This window comes from Mycobacterium sp. DL592, assembly GCF_011694515.1.
In the GTDB taxonomy this organism is placed as follows: Bacteria; Actinomycetota; Actinomycetes; order Mycobacteriales; family Mycobacteriaceae; genus Mycobacterium.
Genome location: NZ_CP050192.1, coordinates 1,371,158 through 1,395,383 on the forward strand (window position 1 = coordinate 1,371,158; position 24,226 = coordinate 1,395,383).

The following is a 24,226-nucleotide window of genomic DNA, read 5'->3' on the forward strand; positions in this document are numbered from 1 at the left end:
GTCGCGATAGGATCGGCAGTCTTGCGGGCGTGGCGGAATTGGCATACGCGATGGCTTTAGGTGCCATTGTTCGAAAGAGCGTGAGGGTTCGAGTCCCTCCGCCCGCACCATCAGTGGGTATGGGTCGTCGCCGGGTAGGCGTGCACAAGTGCCGAGGACAACTTCGGGACGGCGTGGGTCAGGGTGTGCTCGGCTTCATGGGCGATGCGGTGCGCATCGGTGAGGCTGGTGGCGGGGTCGATGTCGAGCTCGGCATCGGCATGGAGGCGGTGACCAATCCAGCGCATCTTCACGCTCCGCACCTCGGTGATACCGGGTTCGGCGGCGAGTGCGGCTTCCGCCGTCTCCACGAGGGCAGGGTCCACGCCGTCCATGAGGCGGCGGAACACGTCGCGTACGGCGGTACGTAGGACCGCGAGAATCGCCACGGTGATGAGCAGGCCGATGATGGGGTCGGCCAAGGGGAAGCCGAGGGCAACACCGGCGGCCCCCGCGACCACGGCAAGCGAGGTGAATCCGTCGGTGCGGGCATGCAATCCGTCGGCGATCAAGGCCGCTGAGCCGATCTGGCGACCGACGCGGATGCGGTAGACGGCGACGAGCTCATTACCGATGAAGCCGACCAACCCGGCCGTGGCGACCCAGCCGACATGGTTGATCGGGACTGGGTTGATGAGGCGACGAATCGCTTCGATCCCGGCGACGATGGCCGACAACGTGATCATCGCGATCACAAAAAGTCCCGCAAGGTCTTCGGCTCGTCCGAAGCCGTAGGTGTAGCGACGGGTGGCGGCCTTGGTTCCGAGCGCGAACGCGATCCACAGCGGTATGGCGGTCAGGGCGTCGGAGAAGTTGTGGATGGTGTCGGCCAGCAACGCAACGGACCCGGAGAACGCCACGATCACCACTTGTGCGACGGAGGTTGCCACGAGGGCGATCAGGCTGATCTTCACCGCCCGGATGCCGGCGGCGCTGGACTCCAGGGCGCCGTCGATGCTGTCGGAGGCGTCATGGCTATGCGGGGCGAACACCTCCCGCAGCCCGGCGCCGACCTTACCGCCGCGCCCGTCATGGGTGTGGCCGTGACCATGGTCGTGACTGTGGCCGTGGTCGTGTCGGTGACCGTGGTCTGCGGTGTCGGGGCGGGCCTCGTGGGTCATCGGCGGCGTTCCTTCCGTCGAGCCGGATCCGTTGCCGGATAAGTGTTCTCGGGGTGCAGGGTGGCCAGTTCTGCGGCGTCGCGGTGGTGACCGGGCACACCAGGGCCTGCGTGTTCAGCGTTGAACACCGCATCGGTGACCAGTTGTCCGATGTGGTCGTTGTCGAGGCTGTAGAAGATCGTGGTCCCGTCGCGGCGGGTGCGGACAAGCCGCGCCATCCGCAGCTTGGCGAGGTGCTGAGACACCGAAGGGGCAGGTTTTCCGATGTGCGTGGCAAGGTCGTTGACCGACATCTCGCGGCCGGTCAAGGCCCACAACACCTGAACGCGGGTGGCATCGGCCAGCATCCGAAACACTTCGACCACCAGGTCCACCTGGTCATCGGGAAGCCGCCGGGAGCATGCCACCTTATCTGCATTCATACGCAGATAGTACGGGACTAGCGCGGCCAGCGGCTAATCCGCGTCAACTTCCGCGCTTAACCAGCCAGGCCCGTAGACGGAGGCCCGGAGGTGCTGAGCCCGTTTTGGGTGCCGGCTGCTCGACATCGGAAGACGTCCTCATCCCCTATATCGTCGCCTTATGGCGATGCCAGCGCTGTCGAACCCGACAACTGCGGAGTTGGCCCCGGCGGCAGCTCTGTCCGGTCGCTGGGCGACGTGACGCGCCTAGCAATTCTGCGTCGCCTCGCCTGCGGCCCGGCCCGCGTCACCGACCTGGTCGATGAGGTGGGCCTAGCGCAGTCCACAGTCTCCAAACACCTTGCCTGTCTTAAGGATTGCGGTTTAGTCGAATCCGAGCCGCTTGGTCGGGCGTCGCTGTTCCGGCTCGTGCAACCCGCCGTAGTGGACCTCTTAGCCGGCGCCGAGGCAGTGCTGATGGCTACCGGCCACGTGGTCGCGGTGTGCCCGAACTACGGTGTGAGCCGCCGCCCCGCGGAGACGGTGTAGTGGCCACCCGCGGCCAGGCAGTGCCCCAGATGCCCGAGGCCGACCGCCGTAAGGTGCTGACGCGGAGAATCCGGCTGCTGGTGACTGCAACGATCACCTACAACATCATCGAAGCTGCGGTCGCACTTACTGCGGGCACCCGCGCGTCCTCGACCGCGCTCATCGGCTTCGGCCTGGACTCCCTTGTCGAGGTCGCCTCGGCGGCAGCGGTCGCCTGGCAGTTCTCCGGGCGTGACCATGAGGCGCGGGAGAAAGCCGCCCTACGGATCATCGCCTTCTCCTTTTTCGGTCTGGCCCTCTATGTCAGTGTCGAATCGCTGCGCTCTCTCTTGGGCTTTGCCGAGCCACGGCATTCCAGCATCGGCATCGCACTGGCCGCCGTCAGCCTCGTCGTCATGCCGGTGTTGGCATGGGCCCAACGGCGCACGGGACGTGAACTCGGTTCGCGCTCAGCGGTCGCGGACTCCAAGCAGACCTTGTTGTGCACGTACTTGTCGGCGGTGCTGCTTGTCGGGCTGTTACTGAACATCCTGTTCGGCTGGTCTTGGGCCGACCCCATCGCCGCGCTGGTGATCGCTGCTGTCGCAATCCGAGAGGGGCGCGAGGCGTGGAAAGGTGAGAACTGCTGCGCGCCGGTGATGCCTACCAAGACCGACGACGACGGGTGCGGGTGCTGCGATTCCTGATCACGCCGGTCGGGTTCGCGGATGCGCACGGCGGGGCTGTCAGTGGCCGCCAACGGACCGGATGCGTCATCATGGTGGTTATGCGGAGTCGCTGAGGTCTTCGTGGGGAACGACGACGTCGTCGGCGTCGGCGGCAACATCGGGGAAGAGGGTGACGATCAGCGCCAAACCGACTAAGGCACCGATGATTTGGGCAGCGACGAACCCTGGCGCTGAGCGTGGTGCGATGCCGGCGAAGGTGTCCGAGAACATCCGGCCGATCGTCACGGCGGGGTTCGCGAATGAGGTGGAGCTGGTGAACCAGTAAGCGGCGCCGATGTAGGCGCCAACGGCGGCGGCCGAGAGCGCGGCGCGACCGGTGCGCGCCAGCGCGAATATCAAGGCGATGAGTCCAGCGGTGGCTACCACTTCACCGACCAGGTGCCCGGTGGTGATGCGCTCTTTGGTGGCGATCTCGAAGACCTGCCGGTCGAACATCAGGTTGGCTAGCCACGAGCCAGCGATGGCACCGGCGATCTGTGCCGCTGTGTAGGCGATCGCGTCCCCAGCATGTATCCCGGTGCCTGCCCGCCGACCCAGCAGCCAGTCGGATGCGGTGACGACCGGGTTGAAATGAGCTCCGGAGACCGGGCCGAACAGCAGGATCAGTACCGCCAATCCGAAGACCGTGGCCGTCGAGTTCTCGAGGAGCTGCAGCCCGATATCGTGCGGGGACAACTGGGCGGCAGCGATGCCAGATCCCACCACGACCGTGACCAGTAGGCCGCTGCCTACGAACTCGGCCAGCGCCCGTCGGGTAAGGGGAGCGGTGTGCATCAGCGGCTCCCACTCGGATTGCCGGAACCCAAATCTGCGGAAAGGTGTTGCAGGGCTGCGGGAACCACGCCGTAATACACCCACGATCCTCGAATCAAGGCGCAAACGAACATTAGGTGAGCGACGTCACGTCCTGTGTTGCTCCGGGTCGGTGCCGACGGCGTCCGCGCCACGTCGCAGTGCCGCATTAGCCGGCCTGCTGCGCTTGAATTGCCTCTCCTGGAAGCATTTTCAGGAGGCGACAGTGTCGGGGAGCAACTCGGCAATGAGGTCTTCCACACGGGCCTTGATCTGATCGCGGATCGGGCGCACTGCCGCCACCCCCTTGCCGGCCGGGTCTTCGAGCACCCAATCGCGGTAGCTCTTACCGGGGTAGAACGGGCAGGCGTCTCCGCATCCCATGGTGATCACAACGTCGGAGGCTGCTACGGCGTCAGTGGTGAGGATTTTGGGGTTTTGCGTGGAGATGTCGATTCCCACCTCGGCCATGGCTTCTATCGCTGCAGCATTGACCGCGTCTGCCGGCGCGCTTCCCGCCGAGCGGACCTCGATGGCGTCCCCGGCCAGCGCCGAGAGAAACCCGGCTGCCATCTGGGAGCGGCCGGCGTTGTGGATGCAGACGAACAGCACGGAGGGTTTGGCGCTCATCGACAGGTCCTTTCGGGGGAAGTCACGGAGGTCGCCGGGATGTCGGTGTTGTCGAGGGCCAGGACCGCCGACAACTGTTCCAGCGCAGACGGAATCACCCAGTAGTACACCCACGTCCCGCGGCGTTCGCAGTCCAGCAGGCCCGCTTCGCGCAGCGTCTTGAGGTGATGCGAAATGGTTGGCTGGGACACCTCGAAACCGGGGGTGATGTCGCATACGCAGCATTCGCCGCCCTCGTGGCTGGCGACCAGACTCAGAATCCGCAGCCGCACCGGATCGCCCAGCGCCTTGAACATCCGCGCCAGCTCACCGGCCCGGTCGGAGTTCAACGGCTTATCGGCCAGCGGCGGGCAGCACAGTTCGCCCTGCGCAGACGGGACTTCCGGCATGCATCTATATTGATGGTGATCGAATCAACCGTCAACTGCTGACGGTGGCCGTGTTCCGGCCCTTGAGCGAATCTTCACAAAACCAACACCAAACGTCGCGGGACGGCAGCGCACTGTGAAGGGGAACCTTCGAGACGACGGGATCGGTGATGAGTCGACGGACCCCTGCAGCGATGACGCGGCGCGGCTTCCTGGCCGCCAGCGTCCTCGGCGGTGCGGCATTGGTTGCCTGCGGACGCCCGACGACGTCGAGTGTCCCGGGTAGCACGATCGCGCCGGATGCCATCGCCGCCGCGGAAGCCGGCCGGCCGCACACCGGCAAGACGGTCACCGCGCGGCTGGCGCCTGGCCCGGCCGACCTCGACCTCGGCGGCACCACGGCGCGCAGCCTGGCCTACAACAACCAACTTCCCGGTCCACTGATTCGGGCCAGCGTCGGTGACGAGATCGCGGTGACCGTCGACAACGGACTGGATCACGCCACGTCCGTGCACTGGCACGGCATTGCCTTGCGCAACGACATGGACGGCGCAGCTCCGGCCGTGCCCGATATCGAGCCGGGTTCGAGCTTCACCTACCGGTTCAGCTCGCCGTACCCGGGCACCTACTGGGCACATCCCCACACCGGGTTGGACACCGACTACGGCCTGTATGTGCCCGTGATCATCGACGATCCGGCCGAGCCGGGCCGCTACGACGCCGAGTGGATCGTGATGCTCGACGACTGGACCTCGGGAGTCGGCACCAGTCCGGAGGAGATCTTCAAGGGCTTGCGCTCGACGGGGATGGGCGGCGGCTCCATGCCCGGGATGCCCGGAATGGGTGATATCGGGCAGATGCCCGGGATGGGCGGCATGGGGTCAATGCCGGCGATGCCGGGTATCGGTGGTGCCGGCCGCAGCGATCTGCTCGGGGGAGACGGCGGCGACGTCAGCTATCCCTACTACCTCGCTAACGGCCGAATCCCGGCTGCGGCAAGCGTCTTCACCGCGAAGCCGGGTCAGCGGATCCGGATTCGCATCATTAATGCGGCCGCCGACACCGCCTTCCGGGTGGCATTGGCCGGGCACCGCATGACGGTGACCCACACCGACGGGTTCCCGGTCGTGCCCACCGACGTCGACGCCGTGCTGCTGGGCATGGGGGAGCGCTGCGACGTCATCGTCACTGCGGGTGACGGGATGTTCCCGTTGGTGGCCGCGGCCGAGGGCAAGAACGCCGTGGCCCGCGCGCTGCTGTCCACCGGTGCCGGCAGCGCACCCGATCCGAATTTGCGGCCCCCGCAGCTGACCGGACGCGTCGGTACCGTCGACACCTTCACTGCCACAACGGAAGTCCAGCTACCCACCAACAGCGACGTCGCCCTTCAGGCGCGCCTGTCGGGCACGATGATGCACTACGACTGGATGATCAACGGCAGGCCCTACGACCAGACCGTCCCGCTGACCGTCCATCAGGGCCAGCACGCCACCCTGACGTTCACCAACGAGACCATGATGTGGCACCCGATGCACCTGCACGGCCACACCTATCAGGTCATCAAAGCCGGCGGCAGCGCCGGACCGCGCAAGGACACCGTCATCGTCAAACCGATGCAGACCGTGAACGTCAGGCTCGTCGCCGACAACCCAGGCGTGTGGATGTTGCACTGCCACAACGGATATCACATGGACGCCGGAATGATGACCACCCTGAACTACACGAGTTGAGTACAGAGAAGGAGTTCTGATGATGTCTTGGTCCGACCACGATACGAGCGGATGGGGATACGCGGGCATGGTCATCGGAATGGTGTTGTTCTGGGTCCTGATCATCGTCGCGATCGTCGCGTTGATCCGGTTCAGTACCGGGAGCGCGCAGATCCGATCGATTCCGCAGCTCCCGCCGTACCCGGAATCGCCGGAGCAGGTGCTGGCCGCTCGGTTCGCCCGCGGGGAGATCGACGAGGCCGACTACCAACAGCGGCTGGCGGTCCTGCGGGCAACCACCCAGCGCCAAGTCTGAGGTCTTGTGACCCTTCTCGCGCGGCGGTGCCGCTCCCTATCGTGGACTGTGTAGAGGGGGCTCCCGATGACACCGCATTCCGGTCGCACACCCGCTGTGCCTTCTCTCGGCCTGATCCTTCCCTTCGGGGTGCTCTTCGCCGCTGCGGCAGTGTTCTTCGGCGGAATCCTGGCGGCTGGCTTGGGTATCGCGGCCATCGCAGCCGGCAGCCCGTCGTGCACCAACGTCAACGCGAACACGACGGTCTGCCAGAATCCGGGCAACGCCCAGATCACCACCACGCCGGGAACCATCGCCACCCCGTTCTGGGGCTGGCCGTACTGGGGTGGGGGCGGTTTCACGATCTCTATTGGCGGCGGGCCGTAGCCGGGGCCAGGCGCACCAGCCCAGCCTTTCCGAACCTCACAGCGCCGCGGTCAGCCCCGGCAGCAGCGGCAGCAGTGCCAACGCCACCGACAGTTCGAGCGCATCGGTGTCGATATCGCGACCCAGGATGGTCTCGGCCTGGTTCACCCGGTAGCTGACGGTGTTGGGGTGCACGGTGAGCCGCTGCGCGGCCCGCGCGGGGCTGCGGTTCTCCTGCAGGTACACCGCAAGCGTCATGGCCACCCGGTAGGTGGCCTCGTCGTCCTCGGCCAGCGGCCCGAGCACCCGGTGCACGAATGCCACCGCCTGGTCGGCGTCGACACTGGACAACGCGGCCAGCGCGACGTCGCGGTAGCAGGTCACCGCGGCGGCCCGCGGCCCGCTCAAGGTGGCCACCCGCCGTGCCTGGCTGGCCTCGATGTGACTGCTGCGGAACCCCTTCAGCCCCCAGCCTGAATCGCTGACACCGATCCGCGCACCCGCCGGCAGACCGAGCGCATCGAGTGCCGCCGCGTCGAAGGGTTCCCGCCGGCTCAGCCACGCCGAGATCGACAGCGGGCCGACGGGCTGGGTCATCGTGCTGTCGGCCGAGCTCGCCCGTCCCACCGCAGCGACCACCTCAGTGAGAACCCGTTGGGCGTCGTCGTCTTCGGGTGCGGACTCCAGCCAGACGGCGACGCAGACGTGGTGGCGGTTGAGGTCGTAGCGCAACTTCTTGGCCGCCCGCTGGACATCGCGTTCCCGCTCGCTGAGCACGTCGTCGATCGCGGTGGTGCGCGCCGCGGCGGCGCTGCGCAACCAGGCCTCGCGCTCGCCCTCGTAGATCTCCTCGGTCAGCGCGAGCGCGCTGTCGATGTAGGCGAACAGCCAACTGGTGGCCAGTTGCAGCGCCGCGGCCTGCTCGCCGGCATCCGAGGCCGAGCTGGTGATCCGCCCGAACAGCCACTCCCAGAGGGTGTCCTGCCCCAACCGATAAGACCGGATCAGGAAAGCCAGGGGCACCTTCTGCATCATGCGGGCGCGGCCCAGGGCGACCGTCTCGGCAGGCAGGCCCAGTCCGCGCGGATCAGCACCGGCTTGCACGATCTGGGCGAACTGGCGAATGCTGGACTCGATACCGGCTGGCTGACCCTCCAGAAACTGACTCTCCGGCATCAACTGCGGCTGCTCGGTGCGAATCCGGTCCAAGACGTCGCGGGCAAGCTCCGCCGACCCGTCGATCAGGTCGGCGGCGATCGGCCGGAGCACCTCCTGCCATACCCGCTGAGCTGCGGCGTCGTCCCGCACCGGGGCCCACTCGGGATCCATGAGCGATCACGCTAAACGCGTTGTGTTCGGGCCACAACGGAACAGCTAAGTTTGGCGTTGCGCACAAGTTCACCACCCCCCTGCCAGACCTACCTTGCTGATGTGGCAAACAGCCCCGGCGCCGGCCCGGCGCACTACAAGTTCGGTAACCGCATGCAGTTCAAGACGACCGACGTTGCAGCCTCCAAGATTGCAGCGGTCTGAATCGTCAGGAGGGGAAGCTGGCGGAGCCAGCGGTAGCGGCTGCGGGGATCACGGGCAAGACCACAGCGGACGGGTGAGCGGGGTCGTGCAGGATTGTTTGGGTGGCCATCAGGGTCGTCGGACTCTGACCTAACGGCTCACCGGTGTTCGGGTTCGGAGCGAACTGCGGGTAGTCGCTGCTGGAGATTTCCAGCCGGATGCGGTCGCCGGCGCGAAACAGGTAGCTGGTCGGCCAGATCGAAATGTGGTACTCGTAGGGCTGATTCGGGACGCCCGGATGTGGATCGGACAACGAGTCGCGAAACGCCGTGCGCAGGATTCCGTTGTTGAGGTTGATCACGGCGCCGTCGGCCTTGACCACGGTCAGCTTCGCGGTGAAGTCGGTGTCTACCGCCGACGAGGAGGCCCAGAGGTCTACGGTGGTCGGACCCGTCACCTCGGTGTCCGCCAGCAGCGGTTCGCTGCTGTATACCAGGACATCGGACCGCTGTTCGACGGGCGTCTGGTCGTACGGACCCTGCGGACCGGAGTGGGAGCCGCAGCAGGAATGTCCGCCCACGCTCGGCACGGGGTTCGTCGGATCGTAGACATACTGATCTGGCGCGTTACTCGCCGGCGGTGGCGACGTGCCCAGCGAGCCGGTCCGCGAGTCCATCCGGCCGTCGCCGGACAGGTAGTACCGGCGCCATTGGGTCTGGGGGAGTGGCCAACTGGTCGAGGTCTTCCAGGTGTTGGCGCCCATCAGGAAGTAGTCCACCCGCGGCGAAACCGATACCCCGTTGTCGACTCCCTTGAGGAAGTGTTCGTACCACTTCAGCATGAGATCGTTGATCGGGCTGTCGCCGACGGGTCCGATGTCCTTCAACATGGGCGCCGGCTGCGAATCCGGCCGTCCCCAGGCCAGATGGTCCCACGGGCCGATCACGAGCCGCTGGCCTGTCCGCGCCGCCGGATTTCCCGCCGCGGCTGCCATTCCGGTGAAGTTCTCGATGCCACCGGCCAGGAAAGCGTCGTACCATCCCTCGATGTCGAGCACCGGCACCTGCACCGCGGGATACCGGTCCCTGATGCTCCACTGGCGCCAGAACGAGTCGCGCGAAGAGTGGGCGATCCAGTCGAAATACCACGGAGCCACTGCGGGACTGGCGGGTTGCAGGACCGGCAGGCTCCGGTAGGGCCGGAAGTCCAGCCATCGGGTGGGATCGTCGCCGGCTGATCTCAACGCCGTGACGGTGGCGCCGTCCCCCCGGTTGGCAGCTGCGGTGCGGGCCAGGCCGATCGCCCATGGGAGCACAAACGCGAGACGGAACTCGCCGCCCTCGTACATCCAGCCGTCGTAGTAGTCCGATGCCGTGTTGGCCGGAACGATGGTGACCAGATGCGGTGGCGTCGCCGTCGCAGCCAGCCACTGGGTGGCGCCGACGTAGGACGAGCCGTACATGCCGACTTTGCCGTCCGAGCCGGGAAGCGCCGCGGCCCATTCCACCGTGTCATATCCGTCGTCGCCGTCGTGGGTGAACTCGCTGAATGTCCCTCCCGACGATCCCTGGCCTCGAACATCCTGCACCACAACGAGATAGCAGTGCGAGGCGAACCACTCAGGCGTCTGATATCGCGCGGGCTGGACCTGCGCCCCATCCTTGCCATACTGCGTCCGCATCAGAATGACCGGTACCCGGTCGGCCGACTTCGGCCGGTAGACATCGGCGCGCAGCACCGTGCCGTCGCGCATCGTTGCGGGGACATCGGTCTGTTTGGTGACGGTGCACGGGCCGCGGCCGCCGGCCGCCGGCCAAGGCGACTCGCTGGCCGGCTTGGCCGACTCGGCGCAGCCTGCGAGCACGAGGACAAGAGCGAACATCGTCGCCGTAATGCGCACGGTTCCACGCTACCCACCGGCTGCGGCCGGCGGCGATCGGCCGGAGCACCTCCTGCCATACCCGCTGAGCTGGGGCGTCGTCCCGCGCCGGGGCCCACTCGGGATCCATGAGCGATCACGCTGAACGCGTTGTGTTCGGGCCACAACGGAACAGCGAAGTTTGGCGTTCGCGCACGAGTGCCGCACCCCCTGCCAGACCTACCTTGCTGATGTGGCAAACAGCCACGGCAACGCGAGTGTCGAGAGGTACGAGCCCAACATGACCACGGCAGTGACAGGCGACCGAGGCGGGTACAACTTTCTGGAGCGCGCCCAGCAGCGCAGCCCGGGTTCGATCCTGGGGCAGATGCTGACGGTGAAGCAGGCGGCCCAGCTCCTGGGCATCACCCCCGCCACGTTGCAGCGCAGGATCAAGACCGGCACCGGCCCGGCCCACTACAAGTTCGGTAACCGCATGCTGTTCAAGCGCGACGATGTCGTCGGCTACCAGGCGGCGGGCTAGCAGCCGCTCAGAAGACGGTGTAGCCGCCGTCGATCACCATCGTCTGGCCGGTGAAGTACGCCGAGCCCGGGCCGGCCAGCCATACCGCGACCGCTTCGAAGTCCGCAGGCGTGCCCCACCGCCGCAATGGAATTCTGGGCAGGATCTTGGCTTGTGCGGCCGGTGACTCCAGCAGGGCGTCGGTCATGGTGGCCTTGGTCCAGCCGGGCACCAGCGCGTTGACGCGGATGTCGTCGCGGGCCAGTTCGACGGCCAGTGCCCGGGCCATCGCCACCAGCGCGCTCTTGGCTGCGGCGTAGTGCGTGGAGTAGGCCATACCATCGCTGATCGACACGCTGCTGGTGACCACGATCGAACCACCGCCGGTGCGGGACTTCATGTGACCGGCGGCGGCCCGCACGGTGTAGAAGACACCGTCGAGATTGACCGCCATCACCCGCCGCCACTCCTCGGTGGACATGGTGTCGATGCTCGTCGGGTGCGGTCCCACGCCGGCGTTGGCGAAGCAGGAGTCCAGCCGCCCGAACTCGGCGACGACTGCCTCGAAGCCGGCAGCGACCGCGTCTTCGTCACTGACGTCGACGACAAGTGAGCGCACCGGCGCACCACCGTCGAGTTCGGCTGCGGCGGCGTCGTTCTTGGCGGCGTTGGTGCCCCAGATGACGACGGTGGCGCCGGCGTCGTGCAGACCGCGTGCCATCCCGAGTCCGATTCCGCCGTTGCCTCCCGTCACCAGTGCAACGTGTCCGGTGAGGTCGTGCCAAGCGCCCACGGCGACAGTCCTTTCCGACGCCGGCCGGAGGTAGCCGGGGCCGGAGTCAGAAGTATCCGCTGCCCGGGAGCCGCGTCCCGCGAACATGGTAGGCGCCGATCGCCTGCGCCTTGTAGGACGTCGGGTTGTGCGACGCCAGCGTCCGGATGTTGCGCCAGTGCCGGTCGAGCAGATGGGCCTGACGTACCACCGACGCGCCGCCGACGTCGAAGACCTGCGCGGCCGCCTTCTGGCCCAATGCGTCGACGACGACCTTCGCGGCGGCGGCCTGCAGGGAAGCCTCGTGCGCCAGATCCAGCTGCGGGTCGCTGCGGGCGACGTCGGCCTCGAATGCGGCCGCCAGGGTGTCGGCGGCGGCGAGCACCGTCGCCTCACCGGCGAACGCGGCAGCGGCGATCTCGCCGATCTCCCGCTGCAGCAGCGGATCGTCGGCAGGCACCGGCGTGGGCGCCCAGGCGAAGCCGCGTGCCCGCTGATGAACGTGGGCCACCGCGTCAGCCCGCACCGCATGCAGGACGCCCACGATCAGCGCCGTGACATACAACTGAAAGAAGGCGCCGGACAGATACATCGGGGGCGGCTCGCTGCCGACATCCGGTGGGGCGAACCGCAGCACCTCCTCGGCGCGCACCTCCACATCGGTGAAGTGCGCCGTGCCGGTGCCCGTCGCGCGCTGACCCATACCGTCCCAGTCGTCGAGCACGGTCACGCCCGCACGGTCGGTCGGCACCAGCGCAAGGACGGTGGAGCCGTCGGGAGCGCCGGCGATCACCTCGGCGTAGTCGGCGTAGAGGGTGCCGGTGGTGAAGTATTTCCTCCCGTTGAGCCGGAAGTTCTCCCCGTCGGCGCTCAGCGTTGTCTGCCAGGTGAATTCGCCGATGGTGGTGGAGCCCAGCTCGGTCGAGGCATTGCCGACGATCGCGCCCGATAGCGCGAGGTCGATGACACGACTGCGCTCCTGGCCGCCGAGTCGGAGTCTTTCCTCGACGTGGGCGAAGTGGCCGCGCAGGATGTGCGCGACGTTCACGTCGACCGACGCCAGCTTGATCACCACGGTGAACAGCTCGCGAAGGCTCGCGCCGCCGCCACCGTCCTCGGCGGGCACCCGCAGCGCCCCGAGTCGGTGCCGGCGAATGAGATCGATTGCCGCGAAAGGACGTTCGCCGGTGCGTTCGCGCTCGAGGGTGCCGCGCCCGATCTCGTCGAATAGCGCGGCCAGTTGGTCGGACCCGGCGGTCACGACCGAATCGGCCCGCGTCATCCGGCGACCTTCTCACTCACCTGGCGGTACTGGGCTGCCCGGTGGGTCTCCGGCAGGCGGGAGCCCCGCCCGAACAGCTTGTTGCGCAGCGTCCCCTCGCTGTAGGAGGTCTTGTAGGCGCCGCGCCGCTGCAGTTCGGGCACAACGTATTCCACGAAGTCGGCGAACGTGCCGGGGGTGATGACGTTGGTCAGGTTGAAACCGTCCACATCGGTCTCCTCGACCCACTCCTGCAGGTCGTCGGCGACCTGTGCCGGTGAGCCGACGCTGAAGCCGCCCTCGACGCCGATCGCGCGGGCGTCGATGAAGTCGCGCAAGGTCCACTGTCCCTGCCCGAACATCGTCACCGCCGACTTGAGGTACTCGTTATCGGTGATGGCGACCGGGTCGTCGAGGTCGAAGCGGGACAGGTCGCTGCCCAGCCAACCCGACCACAGGGCCAGGGCACCCTCGGGATCGATGTAGCGCCGGAACTCGTCATGGCGGGCCTGCGCATCGCGTTCGGTGGCGCCGGTGACCACGACGTGCCCGTTGACGATCTTCACGTCGTAAGGGTCGCGGCCGGCGGCCTTGGCCCGGGCCCGGATGTCGGCCACCGCTTCCTTGAGCACTTCCTTGGTGGGCGCTCCGATGAAGATGACCTCGGCGTTCTCCGCGCCGAACCGGCGGCCCCGGTCTGAGGCGCCGGCCTGGTAGAGGACGGGTGTGCGCTGGGGCGAGGGCTCGCACAGGTGGATGCCGGGCACCCGGAAGTGGCGGCGGTGGTGGCGGATCGGGTGCACCTTGTCCGGGTCGGCGTAGTGCGCGCGCGACGGGTCGGTGCCCACCGCGTCGTCCTCCCAGGACCCCTCCCACAGCTTGTAGAGCACCTCGGTGTACTCGTCGGCGATGTCGTAGCGGTCGGCGTGCGGGGTGATGGTGTCCAGGCCGTGGTTGAGCGCGGCGCTTTCGAGATAGCCGGTGACGATGTTCCAGCCGACTCGTCCGTTGGTCAGATGGTCCAGGGTCGACATCCGCCTGGCGAACGAGTACGGATGCTCGAACGAGGTTGCCGCGGTGATCCCGAACCCGAGATGTTCGGTGACGGCGGCCATCGCCGGTGCCACCAGAAGCGGGTCGTTCACCGGGATCTGGGCCCCGGCGCGCAGGGCCGCCTGCGGGCCGCCGCCGTATACGTCGTAGACGCCGAGAACGTCGGCGATGAAAAGTCCGTCGAACAGCCCGCGTTCGAGCAACTTGGCCAGGTCGGTCCAGTAGCGAAGGTCTTTGTACCGGGTGGCCTGCGACTCGGGGTGGCGCCAGGTGCCCGCCACGATGTGGGTTACGCAGTTCATGTCGAACGCGTTGAGATGGATCTGGCGGGTCACAGCAGACCTCCGCTTGCGGGTTGGTGCTCGGGGGCCGGCAGGCTGGCGAGCAGTTGACGGGTGTAAGGGTCACGCGGTGATTCGAAAATCTCTGCCGCCGAGCCTGATTCGACGACGCGGCCCTTGTTCATCACCAGGACCCGGTCGGCGACGTGATGGATGACGCCCAGATCGTGGGAGATGAACAGATAGCTCAGGCCGAGCTGCTGCTGGAGATCGGCGAGCAGGTCGAGAACCTGTGCCTGGATGGTCACGTCCAGTGCCGAGACCGGCTCGTCGCAGACGATCAGCCAGGGTTCGGGCGCCAGCGCGCGGGCGATCGACACCCGCTGGCGCTGCCCGCCGGACAGCAGCAGGGGCCGTCTGTCGAGGTGCTCGGCGCCCAGGCCGACATCGGCGAGCAGTTCGGTGGCGCGGTCACGCCGTGCCCCGGCGCTGGGATACACGTCGGCCGGTAGCGCGTCCTCGACGATGCGGCGCACGGTCCACCGGGGGTCGAAGGATCCCAGCGGATCCTGGTACACCACCGATATCCGCCGCCGCAGTGGGCGTCGTCTGGATTCGGGAATGCCGCTCCATTCGGCACCGGCCAGCCGAACCGCTCCGGCGTCGGGCTCCAGAAGCGCCAGCGCCAACCGTGCGGTGGTGGTCTTGCCTGACCCCGATTCGCCGACGATGCCCACCGTCTCGCCGACCCGGATGTCGAACGAAACGTCCTCGACGGCGGTTCGTTCCACCCCGTCGGGGCCGCGGAAGCGTTTGACGAGGCTCTCGGCGCTCAGCAGTACACCGTCGGCGGGAGGTTCGTCGCGGTGCCCGGAGTGAATCCGGTGGCCCGGCAGCGGCGAGAGCCGGGATCCCTTGCGGTGCGCGGCCGGTACCGCGCCGATCAGTTCCCGGGTGTAGGGATGGCTGGGCGCGTGTAGCACCTCGGCGACGGTGCCCTGTTCCACCAGCAGGCCCTCGCGCATCACCGCGACCCGGTCGGCGAGCCGGCTGACCACCGACAGGTCGTGACTGATCAGGATCAGACCGGTGCCGCGCTGTTTCATCCCTGCGAGCAGGTCGAGAATCTGGGCCTGGATCGTGACATCGAGTGCGGTCGTGGGTTCGTCGGCGATCAGCAGCGGCGGATCGAGTGCGATCGCCGAGGCGATCAGGGCGCGTTGGCGTTGGCCGCCGGACAACTCGTGCGGCAGCTGCCGGACACGCAGTTCCGGCTCGGGTACGCCCACCGCCGCGAGCAACTCCAGTACCCGTTCGCGGCGGCGCCGTCGGTTGCCGAACCGGTGCAGCCGCAGCGTTTCGGCGACCTCGGCCCCCACGGTGCGCAGCGGGTCCAGTGAGACCAGCGCGTCCTGCAGCACGAAACCCACGTCGCGGCCGCGCAGCCGGCGCCAGTCCCGGTCGCGGTTGTGAAGCACCGAGCGGCCACCCAGTTCGAGGCGGTCCGCCGACACCCGGGAGGCGGCGCCGGTCAGGCCCAGCAGCGCGCGAGCGGTGACACTCTTGCCCGATCCTGATTCGCCGACGATCGCCAGGCACTCGCCCGGGGCGACGCGCAACGAGACACCGCGCACCACCTCGCGGCGGGATCGGCCGGATTCGAATGCCACGGAGAGGTTGTCGACGTGGACCAGGGGAGCGGTGCCCGCCTCGGCGGTCATGTGAGCCTGCCTTCGAGTCGCTGTTGCAGATAGCGGCCCAGCACTGTCACCGACAGCGTGCAGCCGACGATCGCCAGCCCGGGGAACAGCTCCAGCCACCATGCCGTCGAAACGAAATCGCGGCCGGCGTCGAGCATGGCGCCCCACTCCGGGGCCGGCGGCGCGACACCGAGGCCCAGGAAACTCAGCGATGAGGCCCAGACGATGGACTGGCCGATCCCCATGGTGGCCAGCACGACCAGCGGCCGCATCGCATTGGGGAAGATGTGCCCGGTGATGATCTTGCGGCGGGGATGCCCGAGAGCCGTTGCGGCGCTGACATATCCGGAGTCCTTGACCGCGATGACCTGCCCGCGGATCATCCAGGCGTAGCCCGCCGCCGATCCGATGGCCACCGCCACGATCTCGGTGGCCACACCGGGGCCGAACATCGCGATGAACAGCAGCGCTAGCAGCAGACCGGGAAGGGCCAGCACAACTTCCAGGAATCTGCTGATCGCGCCGTCGGTGAACCGGCCGCCCAAACCTGCGGCGAATCCGAAGATGACCGCCGCGACCAGGGCCAGCGCTGTGGCGCCTGCGCCGATCAGCAGTGAACTGCGCGCGCCGTACACCACCCGGGTGAAGATGTCGCGGCCCGACGCGTCGGTGCCGAACCAGTGCTGTGCCGACGGACCCTGAAGGGCCGCTTCGATATTCGTGTCGTACGGCGATCCGTCGGCGAAGGCCGACGGGAGGATCGCCCAGGCCAGAACCGCGACGACATACAGCGCGGCCAGATAGACCGCAGGGCGGAAGGCGCGGCGACCCGCTATCGGGCGGCTCGATCCGGCCGCGACCGCACCGGCAACGTCGACCACCATGGTCACGCGCTCCGCAGTCGGGGATCGACGCGGACGAACGCGAGCCGCACCAGCAGGTTGGCGATCAGGTACACCGCTGCGACGAACAACGTCACGCCCACCACCACCGGCATGTCGTGGGATTTGGCCGCGTCGACGAGGATTCGGCCGAGGCCCGGCCGCACGAAGATCGACTCGACGATGACCGCGGTGGAGAACAGTGAGCCCAGCGCCCAGCCGGACAGCGTCAACCCGGGCAGCACAGCGTGGCGCAACGCGTGGCGCCAGCGCACGCCGAACTCACTCATCCCGCGGGCCCGCGCCGAGGTGGCGAAGGGCTGCTCGAGCGCCGAGGAGAACTCGTCGCGGGTGACCTGCCCGAGGAATCCGGCCAACGGCAACGCCAGGGTCGCGGCGGGCAGGATCAGACTGGCCGCGGTGCCGTCGCCGACCACCGGAAGCCAATGCAGGTGAAAGGCGAAGACCACCAGCAGCACGATGCCCAGCCAGTACTGCGGCAGGGCGGCCAGCACGATCTCCACCCCCGAGCCGACGGCGTTGAGGACGCGGTGCCGATGCGCGGTCAGCAGCGTCACCGTGACCGCGATGATCCAGGCGGCCACCAGAGCGGTGATGGTCAGGGTGAGCGTCGATCCGATCTGCTGGCCGATGATCGTCGCGACCGGCTGCTTGAGAATGTACGACGTGCCCAGGTTCCCGCGGACCAGTGCGCCGAGGTAGTCGGCGTACTGCACTATCAGTGGACGGTCGAAACCGTACTGCGCCCGGACCGCGGCGAGCTGTTCCGGCGTCGGCTTGGATCCGGCCCCGCTGAGAATCGTCTGCGCCGGGTCGGTGGGAATCAGATGCTCGGCCAGGAAGGTGAGGGTCGCGGCCGCCCACAGCACCGCGACGACCCCGAGCAGGCTACCCAGGACTCGGCGCACTCGAATGGGAGTGCGCCGAGCCAGGACAACCGATCGTGTCACCGCGCCAACCAGGCGTCCGAGAGCACCGGCTCACCCTCGGACGGCTCGATCCAAACGTCCTTGAGGTGCTTCTTGGCAACCAATCGCGTGGTCTGCGGGTAGAGACCGAGGTGGTAGGCGTTCTCGGCGACCAGCTTCTCGACGCCGCTGTAGAGCTCGGTCAGCTTCGCCGGATCGGTGGTGGAGGCGATCTCGCGTAACGGCGCGTCGATGGCGGGGTTGGACACCCACGACATGTTGTTGCCGGGTGCGAGATTCAGCGAGTCGGTCGAGTAGACGATGGACAACACCAGTGGCGTCGGGCTGTTCCAGTAGGCGCCGCCGAGCGCATCGTAGGCGTCCTTGTTGGTGAAGGCGGCGAAGTACTGGTCCTGCGGAATCGGCTTGAGGATCAGGTTGAAGCCGATCTCCTTCTCCGCGGCCTGAATATCCTGGTAGAGCGTCACATCGGTGGGCGGGCTGTCACCGGGGTCCGAGGAGTACACCAGGGTGGCGGCCAGCTGCTTGCCGTCTTTGGTCCGGAAGCCGTCACCGTCGCGCTGTGTCCACCCCGCCGCGTCGAGGAGCTGGTTGGCCTTGGCGGGATCGTGGGCGTAGTAGTCGCGCAGGTTCTTGTCGAAGTAGGGCGTCGTCGTCGACAGCGGACCGGGCTCCCAGTCGAACACACCCAGGTACGCGCTCTTGACGGCAGCCTCGGCGTTGGATCCGTGGATGAACGCCTGCCGTACCGCGAGATCGGTGAACGGCGCTCGAGTTGTGTTGAGTGCGAAGCCGTTCGGCAGTCCGGTGTGGCTGAACTCCTGCAGCACCAGGTTCGGGTCGGCCTTGAGCGCAGCGTTCTGCTGGGGCGGCGGGTTGAAGATCAGGTCGGCGCCCTGGCCCTGGACGGCGCCGAAGCGAACTGAACCGTCCTCGAGGAACTTCCAGCTGATGTGATCGAGGTAGGCGGGACCCTGATGCTTGGCGTCTGCGGGAGCCGAGTTGTAGTTGGGGTTCTTGTCCAACTCGACGCTCTGGCCGTGGACCCACTGCTTGACGATGAACGGGCCGGTGCCGACGGGTGCCTGGCAGTTCTCGGAGAGTCCGCGCGCCAGCGCCTTCGGCGACTGAATTCCGAAGAACGCTTGTGAGATCACCGGCAGGAGAGCCGAATATGGCTGCGACAGGGTGAGTTCGAATGTCGAGGGGTCGACCGCACGGGAGGACTTGTAGTAGGGACGCAGGTAGCCGGCGTCGGTCAGCGACTGCGTCTTGGGATCGAGCATGTGCTCGAAGTTGGTCTTGACGGCCGCGGCATCGAACGGTTCCCCGTCGTGGAACTTCACACCCTGCTTGAGTTTGAAGGTATACACCAGGCCGTCCGGCGACACCGTCCAGGAGTCGGCCAGCCACGGCACGACGGAGCCGTCGGGGCGCTCGGAGACCAGCGAGTCGAGGAACTGGCGGGCCACATAGGTCTGCGGCATGTCGCCGTTGTTGTGCGGATCCAGGCAGGCCGGCTCGCGATCGGCGCCGTAGACGATAGAACCGCCCTGGACGGGTGGCCCCGCAGCCTCCGAGGATGCGCTGTTGTTCGCACCACCGCAGCCGGCGAGCAGCATCATGACAGCGAATGGGACGAGGAGGGTCGTTCCTCGGCGGGCAGTTCCGGAGAAGGGCATCGCGGGGCGTTCTTTCGGTTTGGTGGTCGTTGACATCCCTGATGTCGCGATCGCCCTGGGCGGAACGCGAGTTGGATGGCTCGGTCACCATGCCGCGCCGCTAATCGTCTGGCCAGCAATCAAATCCGTGCGATTAATTCGGCGATTGTGTCCGGACGTCACCGCTGTGTGTCGCCATGTGACAAACGGCGGCGGGTCGTCGGCGCTAGATCATCTCCCGGGCGGTCAGCCACCGCATGATCGGCCAGCCCGCGAACACCGGCAGCCAGCACGTCAGCACCCGGTAGAGCAGCACTGAGGGCACGGCGATGGCCGCGGGCACACCGAAGGCGGCCAGACCACCGATCAGTGCGGCCTCCACCGCGCCGACACCGCCGGGGGTGGGGGCTGCCGATGCTAGCGTGCCGCCGACCATCGTGACGATCGTGACCGTCACAAAATTGGTGTCCCCGCCGAATGCCTCGATACTGGCCCACAGCGCGAGTGCCATGCCGAGAGTCGTTGTGGCACAACCGAGGACGATCAAAGCGAGCCGCTTGGGCTCGCGCATCAGATCGAGTAGCTCGCTGCTGACCTCCTGCAGCCTGGGCCGGATCGCGGTGTCGAGCCAGTGCCGGGCCTTCGGTACGAACAGGAAGGTGCCCAGCACGCCGAGGGCGACGCCGCCGATCAGATACAGCAGCGTGCTGCTCGGTACGAAATGCGACAGGTCGGCCGTCGCGCCTGCGGCGACGCTGAAGAAGATCAGCAGGGTCACATGGGTGATCACCTGTACCGCCTGCTGTAGTGCCACCGCGGCCGTGGCGCGCAGCGCCCCCAGCCCGGCCTTCTGCAAAAACCTTGTGCTCAAAGCCAACCCGCCGACACCGGCCGGGGTGGTGGTGGCGGCGAAGGTGTTCGCGAACTGCATGATGACGAGATTGCGGAAGCTGACCACGCCGGAGGCGCAGGCCCACAACGCCGCCGCCGCGCCGATGTAGGTCGACGCCGAGACGGCCAGGCCCAGCAGTGCCCACCACCAATTCGCGTTGCGCAGCTCGCTGAGGAAGGTCGGCACCGTGCTGATGAACGGGTAGGCGACATAGACCAGCGCCACCAGCAGCACGAGCTGGATGACCTGCTTGCGGGTGAACCGGGTGATCGTCTCGGTCTTGATCTCGTCGGCCCCGGTCTGCCGCTTCACCTCGTCGCGGACGGCCGACATCACGGCCTTGGGGTCGGTGACCGTCTTGCGCAGCCGGGCCGGCACCGCCGACTTGGTCAGCCGGCGCGAGGCGTTGAGCACGGTCTCCTTGCCCAGCGCGTCGACGGCCGCCCGCACCGCCGCCTCGGCGCCGAACCGGTCGGTCGTCGTCACCAGCAGCTGGGCGATATCGGACTGCAGCTGTTCGTCCGACGCGCCGTACTCGGAGGCGCCGAACCCGCCGAACAACGCCTTGCCCGCGTCCACGCTGATCTCGGTGAACCGTAGGTCGCCGTGCGAGATCTGATGGCGGGCAAGGACCCCCAGCGACCCCCAGATGCTAGTCACCAGGCCTTCGTCGGGCGCCTCTGCGACGGGTACCCCGCGGGCCGGGGTGTGTGCGTACAACGTCCAGCCGCGGTCGAGGGCAGCCACGGCCATCGTGGTGATGTTTGCTACGCCGAGGTCGCCGACGGCGATCGTCATCAGGGCCCGGTGCTCGACCGCCCGGCGCATCGACGCCTGCAGCGGCGCGGTCTCCGCGTCGCGCAGGATCAGCCAGCGCCAGAACTGCCGCAGCGCCCCCGCGCCGCGCTGGTTGGGACCGTACATCTCGATGACCGCTTCGGCGCCGGCGTCGGTGCGCGCCGACAGCTCCAGCGGACCGTGGCCGGCGGGGCGCACCACGGTCAGGGTATGGACCAGGAAGCCCCGCTTGGACAGCGTGCGGACGGCGCCGTCGAGGGGCACCTCGAGAGCCGGGGTGCCGACCACCCACACCACCAGCGCGCCGACGAACCAGCCCACCGCCAGGCCCAGCAGTGACCGGGCCGGGATGATCGCACTGACGACGAGGTGGATCGGCACGAAGGCCAGCAGCAGCGTCCACCACCACCGGCGCCAGCGGGCGGGCAGCCACGGCCCCGACACCGTCAGCACGGCGGCCAGCATGGCGATCCAGCGCGGGTCGTCGAGGAATTGCGACAGCGTGGTCGACAACCGCTCGGAGAAGTCGAAATGCCACTGCGGGGCTGCGATGCCGTTGCCGGTGATGGACAACGCCAGCACGGCGATGAATCCGGCGGCCCCGTATGCGCCGAGCAGCTTCCACTGCCGCGCGGCGATCAGGCCTACCAGGATCATGAACGGCAGCGCCACAATCGCCACGCCGTAGGCGAGGTAGACCAGATTGGACTGGGTGGGGGTGAGCACGCCGACGATGCCCGATACCGACTTCTCCAGGCCGACCCAGTCGTTGCGGGTGATTAGGGAACTGGTGATGACGATGGCCAGGAACAGTCCGGCCAGAGCCAGGCGCACGATGTCATTGGTGCGGCGAGTGAGCGGTTGCAGCAGCTCACCCGACACGGTGATATCGCGTCCGTCAACTCGCATCGCTGGTGATGTCCCTGCCCGCCTCGGCGCCGCTTCGTCGCGGCTGCGGCCAAACTTAGCCGACTTCGCCTCAGACGAAGCCGATGTAGCCCAGCAGCGCGGCGGCTCCGACGATGATCAGCGGGTTGGTGTTGGTCCGCACGAAGATCAGCGTCGCCACCGCGGTGATCAGGTATGCGCGCCAGTCGTGGTCGGCCGCCTTGCTCATCACCAGCGAGGTGGCCAGGATCAGGCCCACGGTCAGCGGGGCGAATCCTGTCTCGACGGCGTAGCGCAGCTTCGACTTCTGCGCTTTCTGCCAGGACACCGTGATCAGGTACATCAGGGTGGCCGCGGGGACCACCATCGCCACGGTCGCCAGGACACCCCCGGCGATCCCGCCCAGCACCCCCGCCACGCTCAGCCCGGCGGCGTAGCCGACCAGCGCCACGATGAGGATGCTCGGCCCGGGCGCGGCCTGCGAGATCGAGAAGATGTCGGCGAACTGTGAGTTCGTCATCCAGTGCTGGCCGCTGACCGCCCGCAGGTGCATTTCGGGCAACACGGTGTTGCCGCCGCCGATCGACAGCAGCGACAGCGACCCGAACAGGCTCATCAGGGCCAGATAGGTCTTCACGCGGGGGTCTTCTTACGGGGCCAGGCCCAGATGAGGCTCAGCGGGGCCAGGATGCCCAACACCTCCAGCAGGGGCCAGCGCAGCACGCCGTTGAGGACGAAGGCGGCCAGGAACAGCGCCACGGGCATCACACCGGTCAGGCATTTCTGGCCGGTCTTGATCACCATCGTCAGGGTCAGCGCGACGGCGGCGGCCGACGCCCCGTGCAGGGCGCCTTTGACTGCGGGCACCTCCTTGAACGTGAAGTACACGAAACCGAGGGTGAGGATGATGGCGACGGGGACCAGGCACAGTCCGATCAGGGCGGCGCCGGCACCGGCGATGCCCTTGAGTTTGGTGCCGACGAACACCGCGAGGTTCACCTGGTTGGCGCCCGGGACGATACGGCACATCGTCATGGCGGAGAGGAATTCTTCTTCGGTCATCCACTGCTTCTGCACCACGACTACCTCGCGTGACCACGCCGACAGCCCGCCACCGAAAGAGGCGAGCGCGATGTGGTTGAACGAGAGTGCGATCTCCAGCAGGGAGGTCTTGTGCAGGGTCGTGCCGGGCTCATTCATGGACGAGGTCCTCGTCGTGCGGAAAGTCCTCTTCTACCGGCGGTGCGTTGTCGAGTGGGTCGGGCGGCTCGTAGTGGTTGGACACCTTCCAGTCGCTGCTGAAGATCTCCTCGAGGCGGCCCACCGCGACCGGGTCGTCGGTGACGACGCCGAGTTCGCGACGGAGGTCGAAGGCGCTGCGGTCGATGTTCATCGATCCGACGAGGGCCCGCTGGTTGTCGACGATCAGGAGTTTGGCGTGCACGCGCAGGTTCTTCTGCTTGCGAACCTTGACCCCGAACCGGCGCAGCGTGCGCAGTGAGGCGAAGGTGTCGAGGATGTCCCAGTCGCTGATGCCGTGCTTGCCGCCGCAAAGGACTTTCACCTTCACGCCGCGGTCGGCCGCCGCGGCGATGTGGTCGAGGATCACCGCGTCGACGTACTTGGGGTGCTGGATGTAAAGGCGCTCTTGGGCCGTGTCGATGAAGCGAGCCATGTGATAGCGCGAATTCGAGTTACTCCACAGCAGGCCGTCGTAGTTCAGGGGGGTGAAGTCGCGGTGCTCCCAGTCGGCGTCGAACACCTCGACGATCTGGGCCACGTGGTGTGGGTCGTGGGTGATGATCCCGTAATCACGGGTCAGGGTGAAGTACTTGATCATCAGGTTGTAGGTGGCGACCATCGCGGCACTGTTGTCGACGACGATGGACTTCTCGTGTGTCACATAGAATTTCGGATTCGACCACTGCACCTCGACGCCGGCGGCTTTGAATTGCTCGTAGGTCTCGTCGTTGGCCCGGTCGCCACCTGAGCGTTGCGGGTTGAGCATCACACGTACCGCAGCGCCGGCATTCTTGCGGTCGATCACCGCCTTGATGAGGCTGGGTTCGGTGAACGTGAATTGCTTTATCAGCAGGGAAAATTGCGCGGTCTCGATGAACTCGCGGACCGGGTCGAGACCGTCGTCGGGTTCGACGATCAAACGGGGCGGGGTCGCAGGCATAGGTTTCGGATGCTAG

At 67.2% G+C, this 24,226-nt stretch carries 24 protein-coding genes and 1 tRNA gene; 7 read left to right on the forward strand and 18 right to left on the reverse strand.

Going from position 1 to position 24,226, the window contains the following annotated elements:
- Positions 1 to 23: 23 nt before the first annotated feature.
- Positions 24 to 110 (forward strand) — tRNA-Leu (locus HBE64_RS06660).
- On the opposite strand, the gene HBE64_RS06665 is transcribed toward HBE64_RS06660, so the two are convergent.
- Positions 111 to 1,160: a cation diffusion facilitator family transporter gene (locus HBE64_RS06665; RefSeq protein WP_167099411.1), complete on the reverse strand. Its 1,050-nt coding sequence runs from the start codon at positions 1,158 to 1,160 to the stop codon at positions 111 to 113. It abuts the tRNA gene before it with no gap.
- A complete protein-coding gene (locus tag HBE64_RS06670; RefSeq protein WP_167099414.1) occupies positions 1,157 to 1,582 on the reverse strand; it encodes a metalloregulator ArsR/SmtB family transcription factor in 426 nt (141 codons plus the stop codon). Before HBE64_RS06670 ends, HBE64_RS06665 begins: the two co-directional genes overlap by 4 nt.
- A 228-nt stretch (positions 1,583 to 1,810) precedes the next feature.
- Between HBE64_RS06670 and HBE64_RS06675 the strand changes: the two genes are divergently transcribed.
- Both HBE64_RS06675 and HBE64_RS06680 read left to right on the forward strand, forming a co-directional pair.
- Positions 1,811 to 2,110: a helix-turn-helix transcriptional regulator gene (locus HBE64_RS06675; protein WP_243841616.1), complete on the forward strand. Its 300-nt coding sequence runs from the start codon at positions 1,811 to 1,813 to the stop codon at positions 2,108 to 2,110.
- A gap of 29 nt (positions 2,111 to 2,139) precedes the next feature.
- Positions 2,140 to 2,796, forward strand: coding sequence for a cation transporter (locus HBE64_RS06680; protein WP_167099417.1), 657 nt, complete (start codon positions 2,140 to 2,142; stop codon positions 2,794 to 2,796).
- Positions 2,797 to 2,874: 78 nt separating this feature from the next.
- On the opposite strand, the gene HBE64_RS06685 is transcribed toward HBE64_RS06680, so the two are convergent.
- The 3 genes from HBE64_RS06685 to HBE64_RS06695 all read right to left on the reverse strand — a co-directional run bounded on the left by HBE64_RS06685 (position 2,875) and on the right by HBE64_RS06695 (position 4,649).
- The gene (locus HBE64_RS06685) at positions 2,875 to 3,612 is read right to left on the reverse strand and encodes an aquaporin (RefSeq protein ID WP_167099420.1); all 738 of its coding nucleotides are present in this window, start codon (positions 3,610 to 3,612) and stop codon (positions 2,875 to 2,877) included.
- Between the two features lie 231 nt (positions 3,613 to 3,843).
- Positions 3,844 to 4,260: an arsenate reductase ArsC gene (locus tag HBE64_RS06690; protein WP_167099423.1), complete on the reverse strand. Its 417-nt coding sequence runs from the start codon at positions 4,258 to 4,260 to the stop codon at positions 3,844 to 3,846.
- The gene (locus HBE64_RS06695; protein WP_167099426.1) at positions 4,257 to 4,649 is read right to left on the reverse strand and encodes a helix-turn-helix transcriptional regulator; all 393 of its coding nucleotides are present in this window, start codon (positions 4,647 to 4,649) and stop codon (positions 4,257 to 4,259) included. Before HBE64_RS06695 ends, HBE64_RS06690 begins: the two co-directional genes overlap by 4 nt.
- A gap of 149 nt (positions 4,650 to 4,798) precedes the next feature.
- Here HBE64_RS06695 and HBE64_RS06700 point away from each other — a divergent pair, with 149 nt between their 5' ends.
- From HBE64_RS06700 to HBE64_RS06710, 3 genes are all read left to right on the forward strand, one after another.
- The gene (locus HBE64_RS06700; protein WP_167099429.1) at positions 4,799 to 6,358 is read left to right on the forward strand and encodes a multicopper oxidase family protein; all 1,560 of its coding nucleotides are present in this window, start codon (positions 4,799 to 4,801) and stop codon (positions 6,356 to 6,358) included.
- 19 nt (positions 6,359 to 6,377) lie between these two features.
- Entirely contained in the window at positions 6,378 to 6,653 is a 276-nt protein-coding gene (locus HBE64_RS06705; RefSeq protein ID WP_167099432.1) for an SHOCT domain-containing protein, read from the forward strand.
- 66 nt (positions 6,654 to 6,719) lie between these two features.
- A complete protein-coding gene (locus HBE64_RS06710) occupies positions 6,720 to 7,019 on the forward strand; it encodes a hypothetical protein (protein ID WP_243841517.1) in 300 nt (99 codons plus the stop codon).
- Positions 7,020 to 7,055: 36 nt separating this feature from the next.
- Here HBE64_RS06710 and HBE64_RS06715 read toward each other — a convergent pair whose 3' ends face one another.
- Both HBE64_RS06715 and HBE64_RS06720 read right to left on the reverse strand, forming a co-directional pair.
- Positions 7,056 to 8,327 (reverse strand): CdaR family transcriptional regulator, encoded by a 1,272-nt coding sequence (locus HBE64_RS06715; RefSeq protein ID WP_167099435.1) that lies wholly within the window; start codon positions 8,325 to 8,327, stop codon positions 7,056 to 7,058.
- A gap of 208 nt (positions 8,328 to 8,535) precedes the next feature.
- Positions 8,536 to 10,392, reverse strand: coding sequence for a CocE/NonD family hydrolase (locus HBE64_RS06720; protein ID WP_167099438.1), 1,857 nt, complete (start codon positions 10,390 to 10,392; stop codon positions 8,536 to 8,538).
- Positions 10,393 to 10,669: 277 nt separating this feature from the next.
- Here HBE64_RS06720 and HBE64_RS06725 point away from each other — a divergent pair, with 277 nt between their 5' ends.
- On the forward strand, positions 10,670 to 10,912 hold the full coding sequence (locus HBE64_RS06725; RefSeq protein ID WP_167099441.1) for an AlpA family transcriptional regulator: 243 nt from the start codon (positions 10,670 to 10,672) through the stop codon (positions 10,910 to 10,912).
- A 7-nt stretch (positions 10,913 to 10,919) separates the two neighbouring features.
- Here the strand turns inward: HBE64_RS06725 and HBE64_RS06730 are convergent, their stop codons facing one another.
- The 11 genes from HBE64_RS06730 to HBE64_RS06780 all read right to left on the reverse strand — a co-directional run bounded on the left by HBE64_RS06730 (position 10,920) and on the right by HBE64_RS06780 (position 24,210).
- Entirely contained in the window at positions 10,920 to 11,684 is a 765-nt protein-coding gene (locus HBE64_RS06730; protein WP_243841518.1) for an SDR family NAD(P)-dependent oxidoreductase, read from the reverse strand.
- A 46-nt stretch (positions 11,685 to 11,730) separates the two neighbouring features.
- Entirely contained in the window at positions 11,731 to 12,945 is a 1,215-nt protein-coding gene (locus HBE64_RS06735; protein ID WP_167099447.1) for an acyl-CoA dehydrogenase family protein, read from the reverse strand.
- Positions 12,942 to 14,312, reverse strand: coding sequence for an LLM class flavin-dependent oxidoreductase (locus tag HBE64_RS06740; protein ID WP_167099450.1), 1,371 nt, complete (start codon positions 14,310 to 14,312; stop codon positions 12,942 to 12,944). Before HBE64_RS06740 ends, HBE64_RS06735 begins: the two co-directional genes overlap by 4 nt.
- Positions 14,309 to 15,979, reverse strand: coding sequence for an ABC transporter ATP-binding protein (locus tag HBE64_RS06745; RefSeq protein WP_208300576.1), 1,671 nt, complete (start codon positions 15,977 to 15,979; stop codon positions 14,309 to 14,311). The genes HBE64_RS06740 and HBE64_RS06745 overlap by 4 nt, the downstream gene beginning before the upstream one ends.
- A complete protein-coding gene (locus HBE64_RS06750; RefSeq protein ID WP_167099456.1) occupies positions 15,976 to 16,842 on the reverse strand; it encodes an ABC transporter permease in 867 nt (288 codons plus the stop codon). The genes HBE64_RS06745 and HBE64_RS06750 overlap by 4 nt, the downstream gene beginning before the upstream one ends.
- A gap of 2 nt (positions 16,843 to 16,844) precedes the next feature.
- A complete protein-coding gene (locus HBE64_RS06755; RefSeq protein WP_243841519.1) occupies positions 16,845 to 17,768 on the reverse strand; it encodes an ABC transporter permease in 924 nt (307 codons plus the stop codon).
- 38 nt (positions 17,769 to 17,806) lie between these two features.
- Positions 17,807 to 19,414: an ABC transporter substrate-binding protein gene (locus HBE64_RS06760; protein WP_167099462.1), complete on the reverse strand. Its 1,608-nt coding sequence runs from the start codon at positions 19,412 to 19,414 to the stop codon at positions 17,807 to 17,809.
- Between the two features lie 262 nt (positions 19,415 to 19,676).
- The gene (locus tag HBE64_RS06765; RefSeq protein ID WP_167099465.1) at positions 19,677 to 22,049 is read right to left on the reverse strand and encodes a lysylphosphatidylglycerol synthase transmembrane domain-containing protein; all 2,373 of its coding nucleotides are present in this window, start codon (positions 22,047 to 22,049) and stop codon (positions 19,677 to 19,679) included.
- 70 nt (positions 22,050 to 22,119) lie between these two features.
- Entirely contained in the window at positions 22,120 to 22,665 is a 546-nt protein-coding gene (locus HBE64_RS06770) for a chromate transporter (protein ID WP_208300578.1), read from the reverse strand.
- On the reverse strand, positions 22,662 to 23,228 hold the full coding sequence (locus tag HBE64_RS06775) for a chromate transporter (protein WP_167099468.1): 567 nt from the start codon (positions 23,226 to 23,228) through the stop codon (positions 22,662 to 22,664). Before HBE64_RS06775 ends, HBE64_RS06770 begins: the two co-directional genes overlap by 4 nt.
- Positions 23,221 to 24,210: a phosphatidylserine/phosphatidylglycerophosphate/cardiolipin synthase family protein gene (locus HBE64_RS06780; protein WP_167099471.1), complete on the reverse strand. Its 990-nt coding sequence runs from the start codon at positions 24,208 to 24,210 to the stop codon at positions 23,221 to 23,223. Before HBE64_RS06780 ends, HBE64_RS06775 begins: the two co-directional genes overlap by 8 nt.
- Positions 24,211 to 24,226: the final 16 nt, after the last annotated feature.